This window comes from Burkholderia sp. (genome assembly GCF_018375725.1).
In the GTDB taxonomy this organism is placed as follows: domain Bacteria; phylum Pseudomonadota; class Gammaproteobacteria; order Burkholderiales; family Burkholderiaceae; genus Burkholderia.
Window position 1 is genome coordinate 1 of sequence record NZ_JAHACR010000194.1, and the last position, 8,123, is coordinate 8,123.

General features: G+C 67.5%; 10 protein-coding genes. 6 read left to right on the forward strand and 4 right to left on the reverse strand.

The annotated features are described in order from the left end of the window. Positions 1–820: RluA family pseudouridine synthase (locus KH616_RS17720; RefSeq protein WP_292248806.1), on the forward strand; the 820-nt coding region annotated here is incomplete at its 5' end. 7 nt (positions 821–827) lie between these two features. After that, positions 828–1,667 (forward strand): peptidoglycan editing factor PgeF, encoded by an 840-nt coding sequence (gene pgeF / locus KH616_RS17725; protein WP_292248832.1) that lies wholly within the window; start codon positions 828–830, stop codon positions 1,665–1,667. A 200-nt stretch (positions 1,668–1,867) separates the two neighbouring features. On the opposite strand, the gene KH616_RS17730 is transcribed toward pgeF, so the two are convergent. Further along, the gene (locus KH616_RS17730; protein WP_292248809.1) at positions 1,868–2,032 is read right to left on the reverse strand and encodes a hypothetical protein; all 165 of its coding nucleotides are present in this window, start codon (positions 2,030–2,032) and stop codon (positions 1,868–1,870) included. Between KH616_RS17730 and phaC the strand changes: the two genes are divergently transcribed. The 4 genes from phaC to KH616_RS17750 all read left to right on the forward strand — a co-directional run bounded on the left by phaC (position 2,023) and on the right by KH616_RS17750 (position 6,497). Beyond that, positions 2,023–3,897, forward strand: coding sequence for a class I poly(R)-hydroxyalkanoic acid synthase (gene phaC / locus KH616_RS17735; protein WP_292248812.1), 1,875 nt, complete (start codon positions 2,023–2,025; stop codon positions 3,895–3,897). The two genes, KH616_RS17730 and phaC, sit on opposite strands and share 10 nt — an antisense overlap. A gap of 98 nt (positions 3,898–3,995) precedes the next feature. After that, positions 3,996–5,177, forward strand: coding sequence for an acetyl-CoA C-acetyltransferase (locus KH616_RS17740; protein ID WP_292248816.1), 1,182 nt, complete (start codon positions 3,996–3,998; stop codon positions 5,175–5,177). 215 nt (positions 5,178–5,392) lie between these two features. Continuing rightward, on the forward strand, positions 5,393–6,136 hold the full coding sequence (gene phbB / locus KH616_RS17745) for an acetoacetyl-CoA reductase (RefSeq protein WP_292248819.1): 744 nt from the start codon (positions 5,393–5,395) through the stop codon (positions 6,134–6,136). 118 nt (positions 6,137–6,254) lie between these two features. Then, positions 6,255–6,497, forward strand: a complete 243-nt coding sequence (locus KH616_RS17750) for a hypothetical protein (RefSeq protein ID WP_292248821.1) — start codon at positions 6,255–6,257, stop codon at positions 6,495–6,497. A 189-nt stretch (positions 6,498–6,686) separates the two neighbouring features. Here the strand turns inward: KH616_RS17750 and KH616_RS17755 are convergent, their stop codons facing one another. The 3 genes from KH616_RS17755 to KH616_RS17765 form a co-directional block, all read right to left on the reverse strand. Then, entirely contained in the window at positions 6,687–6,950 is a 264-nt protein-coding gene (locus tag KH616_RS17755) for a hypothetical protein (RefSeq protein WP_292248824.1), read from the reverse strand. Between the two features lie 21 nt (positions 6,951–6,971). Next, positions 6,972–7,451 carry a hotdog family protein gene (locus KH616_RS17760; RefSeq protein ID WP_292248827.1) on the reverse strand — a complete coding sequence of 160 codons (480 nt, stop codon included), beginning with the start codon at positions 7,449–7,451 and terminating at the stop codon, positions 6,972–6,974. Then, the coding region (locus KH616_RS17765; protein ID WP_292248829.1) for a beta-ketoacyl synthase chain length factor at positions 7,448–8,123 on the reverse strand (676 nt) is incomplete at its 5' end. The genes KH616_RS17760 and KH616_RS17765, both read right to left, overlap by 4 nt.

The window sequence follows — 8,123 nt, forward strand, 5'->3', positions numbered from 1 at the left end:
GCAGCTCGCATTCACGCCGGAACCGGTGCCGCTCGACATCGTCTACGAGGACGACGCAATCGTCGTCATCAACAAGCCGGCCGGCCTCGTCGTGCATCCGGCGGCGGGCAACTGGAGCGGCACGCTCCTCAACGGCCTGCTGTACCGCTACGGCGAGGCGGCAGCCGGCCTGCCGCGCGCCGGCATCGTGCACCGGCTCGACAAGGAGACGTCGGGGCTCATGGTGGTCGCGCGCACGCTCGCCGCGCAGACCGATCTCGTCCGCCAGCTGCAGGCCCGCACTGTGAAGCGCCGCTATTTCGCGCTCGTGTGGGGCAACATGCCGGAAGAGGGCACGATCGACGCGCCGATCGGCCGCGATCCGCGCGAGCGCACGCGCATGGCGGTCGTGACCGGCGCGTCCGGGAAGCCGGCGCGCACGCATTTCCGCACGGTTGACACAATCCTGTGGCAACGTCAGCCAGTTTCGGCGATTCAATGCGATCTGGAAACCGGCCGGACGCATCAGATCCGCGTGCATTGCGCCTACGTCGGCAACCCGCTGCTCGGCGATCCGGTGTACGGGCACGTGCGCGGCCGGCGATCGGTGACGCCGCTGCCGGGCGGATTCGCCCGGCAGGCGCTGCATGCCTGGCGGCTCGGCCTCGTGCACCCGGTGACGGGCGACGCGATGCAGTGGCGCTGCCCGCTGCCGGACGACATGACGGCGCTCGTCGAGGCGCTCGGCTTCGGCCAGGAAGGCGATGCGGAGTTCGACGACGACGGTATCTACGACGATGATTTCGGCGATGGTCCGTATATGGACGACGAGGATGAGTGAGTTGGCGATGACGAACCTGGCGCCGCTGACCTGGCAGGACTGCGTGCGGCCCGACTGGCGGGTGTCGCCGCGTGTGCGCGCGCTGATCACGACGCGCAACGGCGGGGTCAGCGACGGTCCGTATGGCCGCTGGCAGGACGAGGCCGTCCTGCCGGGCGGGATGAACCTCGGCCTGCATACGGGCGACGATCCCGCGCACGTTGCCGCGAATCGCGCGCGGCTTCTTGCGCTCGCGGGCGAGGCGCATGCCGCATGGCTCGAACAGGTTCATGGCGCGGCGATCGTGCGGGCGGAGGACGTGATCGCCGGCGATCACGAGCCGGCCGCGCCGGTGCGGGCGGACGCCAGCGTGACCGATCGCGCGAATACCGTGTGCGTCGTGATGGTCGCCGATTGCCTGCCGGTGTTGCTGTGCGATGCGGACGGGCGGGCCGTGGGCGCCGCGCACGCGGGCTGGCGCGGGCTCGCGGCGGGGATCGTCGAGCAGACCGCCGCGCGGGTCGCGGAACTCGCGGGCGGGGCGGCGGATCGTCTGCATGCGTTTCTCGGCCCGGCGATCGGCCCGCAGTCATTCGAGGTCGGTGCGGACGTGCGCGATGCATTTCTCGACACGGCCCCGCAGCAGGAGCGCGATGCGACACGCCGTGCCTTCGCGGCCATCGACGGCGCGCCCGGCAAGTACCTCGCGGATCTCTATTCGCTCGCACGGCTGCGCCTCGCGCGAGCCGGTGTCGTGCATGTGAGTGGCGGCGACATCTGCACGGTCACGGAGCGGTCGCGCTTCTATTCATACCGGCGCGACCGGGTGACGGGCCGCATGGCAGCCGCCATCTGGCTGGCCGATTGACGGCTCGGAGCGGATTTTGCGGCGATGCGGAATCGATTCGTCCGGATAGTGGCGCGGTGTCGCGTCGCCGCATTTTCAGTAAAAGAAAAACCGTCGGGGCAAGCCGGTCAAAATGTTTTTTCGTTTGCCGGAAGCCTTGTCCAGCTTGTTGCACGCAGATTATCTCGGCGTGAAAATCGTCGCCGGTTTGATGCAGCGCTTCACATGGGGAAAACGATGATGATAAAAATACCGCACTGCGGCAGAATCTGGAGACGCGTCTCCAGCGCATGACGGCCCGGCCCGTGGTCCGGCATGCCGCGCCACGGACAGGATTTCCACGACTTTCGCTCAGGAATCACCGGTAAGGCAGGTAATGACAGCATCGAAAAACTCGTCGTCGTCCGCGCACGCGGGCACTTTCCCGGGCCGTTCGGCATTCGACCAGGCAGCCCAGCCGATGCAGCAGATGTTCGAGGCGTGGTTGAACGCATGGCGTGGCTTTGCGGATCCCGCGCGAGCCGCGACCGCGTCGGCGGCTGCGAACCCGTTCGCGACCTTCCAGTTCCCCAAGTCGTTCCCGTTCCAGGTTCCGTCGGTGGCCGATTTCGGCGGCGCGGCATCGCCGTTCGCCGGCATGAAGCTGCCGGCCGCCGCGATTCCGCCCGAGCGGCTGCAGAAGCTGCAGGCCGACTACGCGCGCGATTGCCTGGCGCTGATGCAGCAGTCAATCGCGGCGAAGCCCGAATCGCCCGACCTCAAGGATCGCCGTTTCAGCGGCGACGCATGGAAGGCCTCGCCCGCGCATGCATTCGCCGCGGCGTGGTATCTGCTCAATGCGCGCTATCTGCAGGAGCTGGCCGACGCGCTGCAGGCCGATCCGAAGACGCGCGAGCGTATCCGGTTCACCGTTCAGCAATGGACGGCCGCCGCCGCACCGAGCAATTTCCTCGCGCTGAACCCGGATGCGCAGAAGTCGATCATCGAGACGCAGGGCGAGAGCCTGCGGCAGGGGATGATGAACCTGCTCGGCGATCTCCAGCGCGGCAAGATCTCACAGACCGACGAATCGCAGTTCGTGGTCGGCAAGAACCTCGCCTGCACCGAGGGCGCGGTGGTCTACGAGAACGACCTGATCCAGCTGATCCAGTACAAGCCGACGACGGAGACCGTCTACGAACGGCCGCTGCTGATCGTGCCGCCGTGCATCAACAAGTTCTACATCCTCGACCTGCAGCCGGAGAATTCGCTCGTCGCGCATGCGCTGTCGTGCGGTCACCAGGTGTATCTCATCTCGTGGCGCAATGCCGACGCGTCGGTGGCCCACAAGACCTGGGACGACTACATGAACGAAGGGCTGCTCGCCGCGATCGACGCGGTGCAGCAGATCAGCGGCCGCGAACAGATCAACACGCTGGGTTTCTGCGTCGGCGGCACGATGCTGTCGACCGCGCTTGCGGTGCTGGCGGCGCGCGGCGAGCATCCGGCCGCATCGATGACGCTGCTGACCGCAATGCTCGACTTTTCCGACACGGGCGTGCTGGACGTATTCGTCGACGAGGCGCACGTGCAGATGCGCGAGCAGACGATCGGCGGCAAGAACGGCGCGACGCCGGGCCTGATGCATGGCATCGAGTTCGCGAACACGTTCTCGTTCCTGCGGCCGAACGATCTCGTGTGGAATTACGTCGTCGACAACTATCTGAAGGGCCGCACGCCGGCACCGTTCGATCTGCTGTACTGGAACAGCGATTCGACGAGCCTGCCCGGCCCGATGTACGCGTGGTATCTGCGCAATACCTATCTCGGGAACCAGCTGCGCGTGCCGGGCGCGCTGACCGTGTGCGGCGAGCCGGTCGACCTGTCGCGGATCGACGTGCCCACGTTCATTTATGGCTCGCGCGAGGATCACATCGTGCCGTGGCAGACGGCGTACGCATCGACGTCGATCCTGACCGGCCCGCTCAAGTTCGTGCTCGGCGCGTCCGGCCATATCGCCGGCGTGATCAATCCGCCCGCGAAGAAAAAGCGCAGCTACTGGACGCTGGACGGCGACGAGCGCGAGCTGCCGGAATCGGCCGACGAATGGCTCGCCGAGGCGACCGAGCATCCGGGCAGCTGGTGGCCGACCTGGATCGAGTGGCTCGACCAGTATGGCGGCCGCAAGGTGCAGCCGCACGCGCAGCTTGGCTCCGACGCGTTCCCGGTGATCGAGCCGGCGCCCGGCCGCTACGTGCTTCAGCGCGATTGACGAAAGCGGGACAGCGGCGCACGCTGTTCTGCATGCCGTAGTTTTTTTACAGGGCGGTGGGCGATGCACCGTGTCGCGCCGGCCCGGAGGAAGGGAAGATGACGGACGTAGTGATCGTATCGGCCGCGCGGACCGCGGTCGGCAAATTCGGCGGCTCGCTCTCGAAGATCGCGGCGCCGGAGCTGGGCGCGGCGGTGATCCGCGCGGTGCTCGAGCGCGGCGGGGTGAAGCCGGAGCAGGTCAGCGAAGTGATCATGGGGCAGGTGCTGACGGCGGGCTCGGGGCAGAACCCGGCGCGTCAGGCGTCGCTGAAGGCGGGGCTGCCGACCGCGGTGCCGGCGCTGACGGTGAACATGGTCTGCGGCTCGGGCCTCGAGGCGGTGATGCTGGCGGCGAACGCGATCATCGCGGGCGACGCGGACATCGTGATCGCGGGCGGGCAGGAGAACATGAGCGCGGCGCCGCACGTGCTGCCGGGCTCGCGCGACGGTTTCCGGATGGGCGATGCGAAGCTCGTCGACACGATGATCGTCGACGGTCTGTGGGACGTGTACAACCAGTACCACATGGGCATCACGGCGGAGAACGTCGCGAAGGAGTACGGGATCACGCGCGACGCGCAGGACGCGTTCGCGGCGCTGTCGCAGAACAAGGCGGAGGCGGCGCAGAAGGCGGGCCGCTTCGACGCGGAGATTGTGCCGGTTGCGATCCCGCAGAGAAAGGGCGAGCCGCTGCCGTTCGCGACCGACGAGTTCGTGCGTCACGGCGTGACGGCGGAGTCGCTGGCGGGGCTGAAGCCGGCGTTCGCGAAGGACGGGACGGTGACGGCGGCGAACGCGTCGGGGCTGAACGACGGGGCGGCGGCGGTGCTGGTGATGTCGGCGAAGAAGGCGGACGCGCTGGGGCTGAAGCCGCTCGCGCGGATCAAGGCGTACGCGAACGCGGGCGTGGATCCGAGCGTGATGGGGATGGGTCCGGTGCCGGCCTCGCGGCGGTGCCTGGAGCGCGCGGGCTGGACGGTGGGCGACCTGGACCTGATGGAGATCAACGAGGCGTTTGCGGCGCAGGCGCTGGCGGTGCATCAGCAGATGGGCTGGGACACGTCGAAGGTGAACGTGAACGGCGGGGCGATCGCGATCGGGCATCCGATCGGCGCGTCGGGCTGCCGGATTCTGGTGACGCTGCTGCACGAGATGCAAAAGCGCGATGCGAAGCGGGGCCTGGCGTCGCTGTGCATCGGCGGCGGCATGGGCGTGGCGCTCGCGGTCGAACGGGCCTGAGCGGGCACTGAAACTCGGCGCGGCCGGCGCATGGAAAGGCGGCCGCGTCACACAATCTTTTCGCGCTGGACAAGCAGTTCACGACAACGCGCGATTCTGCGATGCGTCCGGCTCGCCTGAGCGGCACGACGACGCATCGGGACGGTGTGCGTGACGGCGAGTGCCTCGCCATCACGCCACATCATTGATCACTCATCTACTTGGTGACTTATAGGATGGCTAAGCGAATTGCAGTGGTGACAGGTGGAATGGGGGGCCTCGGCGAGGCGGTCAGCATCAGGTTGCACGACGCGGGCTATCAGGTCGTCGTCACCTATTCTCCGAACAACACCGGCGTCGATGCCTGGCTGACCGCGATGCACGCCGCGGGCCGCGAATTCCGCGCGTATCCGGTGGACGTCGCCGATTACGACTCGTGCCAGCAATGCGTGGCGAAGATCGCGCAGGAAGTCGGTCCGATCGACATCCTTGTGAACAATGCCGGCATCACGCGCGACATGACGCTGAAGAAGCTCGACAAGGTCAACTGGGATACGGTGATCCGTACCAACCTCGACTCCGTGTTCAACATGACCAAACCGGTGTGTGAAAGCATGGTCGAGCGCGGGTGGGGGCGGATCGTCAACATTTCGTCCGTCAACGGCTCGAAAGGCTCGATCGGACAGACCAACTACGCGGCGGCGAAGGCGGGCATGCACGGCTTCACGAAGTCGCTGGCGCTGGAAGTCGCGCGCAAGGGCGTGACGGTCAACACGGTGTCGCCGGGCTATCTCGCGACCAAGATGGTGACGGCGATTCCGCAGGACATCCTCGACACCAAGATCCTGCCGCAGATTCCCGCCGGTCGCCTCGGCAAGCCCGAGGAAGTGGCCGCGCTCGTCGCGTTTCTGTGTTCGGACGAGGCGGGTTTCGTGACCGGCTCCAACATCGCGATCAACGGCGGCCAGCACATGCATTGATGTGCCGCGGCCCGGGCACCGCGTCGCGTGTCCGGGCCGTGTGTCAGGGTCTTCAAGGCCGGTCCGATCGTTGTCGCGGGCCGCGCACAGCGTCACGGCTTCACGTTCCGGAGAAGGCATGGGCGAAACCTGGCTGGGGATCGCGATCGGCATGTCCGCGCTCGCCGTCGCGCTGACGATGCGGATCGCGCACTATTGGCTCGAGTGGCGGCGGTCGCAACGGCTGCGTCATCTCGATCACCGCGATTGCTGGTCTGTCGCCTACGGAACACGGATTGCGCATCGGGCGGTTCGCGTCGGCCGCGGCGAATGCCGGTCGGCTGGCGGTCCGTCGTCGAGAGAGAAACGGGCCGTCGGTTGAAGACGGGCGAGGCGGCCACGTACCATCTTGCGTTGCGTTGCGTTGCGTTGCGTTGCGTTGCTGTTGCTGTTGCTGTTGCTGTTGCCGCTCGTGCCGAGCGGCGTCATTGGCCCGCGATGCCGCCTCGATTGCGCGATGATCGACGCGGCGTGAAGCACGCGCCGCCGGACGGCGGACAGTGTCCCGTGTTCAGTCGTGCTTGTGGAACACGTGCTTTGTCGTGCGCTTGGTGGCCTCCCAGCCCTCACGCGATGCATGCGCAATGCCGTGGCCGACCGTCTTGGCCGCACTCGCGGTCGCATGTCCGAAACCGCGCGCAGCCTCGCCGGTCTTGTGCGCGGCTTCTTTCGAATCCCGCTTGATGTCCTGCTTGACTTCGGACAGGTCGGCGTGCGCGGCCGGGCTGACGACCGCGAGCAACAGCAGGGCAAGAATGAACTGGCGGCTTTTCATGATGGGGTTCCTCAAGATGATTCATCGTCCGTCCGGCAGGCCCGCCGCGGACGCGTCGAGCACGACGGTAGCGCGGCCTGTCAGCAGCACGCATTCGCCCGAGCGGACCGTGAAGCTGTAGAGCAGGGTGTGGTCGTCGCCGCTCACGCGCTCGGCCTCGATGCTCAACGGCTCATCGACGGTATCCAGGCGTTCGACGTGCGCATCGACGGCGCGCACGCTCGCGAGATAGCCGATACGCGGACGCGCCTGCGTCGCGCCGAGCAGCGCGCCGTGTACGGCCATCGCCTGCGCGGCGTATTCGATGCCGCAGACCGAGGCGAGCCGTCCGTGCGCGCGCAGCGGGTTGCGCGGATCGCGGTGACTCGTCGCCGTGCAGCGGATGCGCGTGCCGTCCCAGGCATCGACCCGGTCAAGCAGGCACATCGCACCGCTGTGCGGAATATGCGCGGCGATCCATGCGCGGTCGAGCGATGGAGATCGCGATGCGGCTGGCGTCATGGCGTGCCCTTCGCAAATGCGTCCGGCATCACGACATCGACTTGCAGCCGCGTATCGGGCAGGTAGTCGAGGACAATGCGCCCGGATTGTCGCGCGGCGAGCATGGCGAGCAGCGGCAGCGCGCGCGCGGCGGGATTGCCGATGCGCAGCGCTTCGAGTTCGGGCGCGGCGAGTGGTGTCGCAGGCGCATCGGTGAGCTGCACATCGATGCGCGCCAGCACGGATGCGCCAGCGTCCGGTGCCAGCACGAGCGCGACGCCGAATGCGTCGACGATCGGCCGTGCCGTACGCAGTGGTTCCGGATAGTCGGTGTCGTAGGCGATCAGCAGGCTCGGCACGCGGTCGGCTGCGGCGAGGCAGAGACTCTCGAGCAGCCCTGCGGCAAAGCTGCCGTCGTACGCGCACAGCACGTTGGACGATGCCGTTGCGCGCGCCGCGATGCTCCAGTAGCCGGCCGGCGCGTTGTGCACGGAGTTGTGAAAGCGTGTCGGCGACAGTTGACGCTCGCTGCTCGCGAGCGTTTCGCAGATCGCGTGGCAGTTCTGGCCGTCGCCGCCCGAGGCGCTGAATACGGTCGCCAGCGTCGCGGCGTCGCGTCCGCTCGCCGCCGCGGCTTCGTGGCCGGCCGCGAGCGCAACCCTGACGACCGGGCCGGTGCGCCGCCGCTCGGCG

Coding starts and splice junctions, on each gene's coding strand:
- pgeF (WP_292248832.1), top strand. CDS start 828: ATGACGAACCTGGCGCCGCTGACCTGGCAGGACTGCGTGCGGCCCGAC.
- phaC (WP_292248812.1), top strand. CDS start 2,023: ATGACAGCATCGAAAAACTCGTCGTCGTCCGCGCACGCGGGCACTTTC.
- KH616_RS17730 (WP_292248809.1), bottom strand. CDS start 2,032: ATGCTGTCATTACCTGCCTTACCGGTGATTCCTGAGCGAAAGTCGTGG.
- KH616_RS17740 (WP_292248816.1), top strand. CDS start 3,996: ATGACGGACGTAGTGATCGTATCGGCCGCGCGGACCGCGGTCGGCAAA.
- phbB (WP_292248819.1), top strand. CDS start 5,393: ATGGCTAAGCGAATTGCAGTGGTGACAGGTGGAATGGGGGGCCTCGGC.
- KH616_RS17750 (WP_292248821.1), top strand. CDS start 6,255: ATGGGCGAAACCTGGCTGGGGATCGCGATCGGCATGTCCGCGCTCGCC.
- KH616_RS17755 (WP_292248824.1), bottom strand. CDS start 6,950: ATGAAAAGCCGCCAGTTCATTCTTGCCCTGCTGTTGCTCGCGGTCGTC.
- KH616_RS17760 (WP_292248827.1), bottom strand. CDS start 7,451: ATGACGCCAGCCGCATCGCGATCTCCATCGCTCGACCGCGCATGGATC.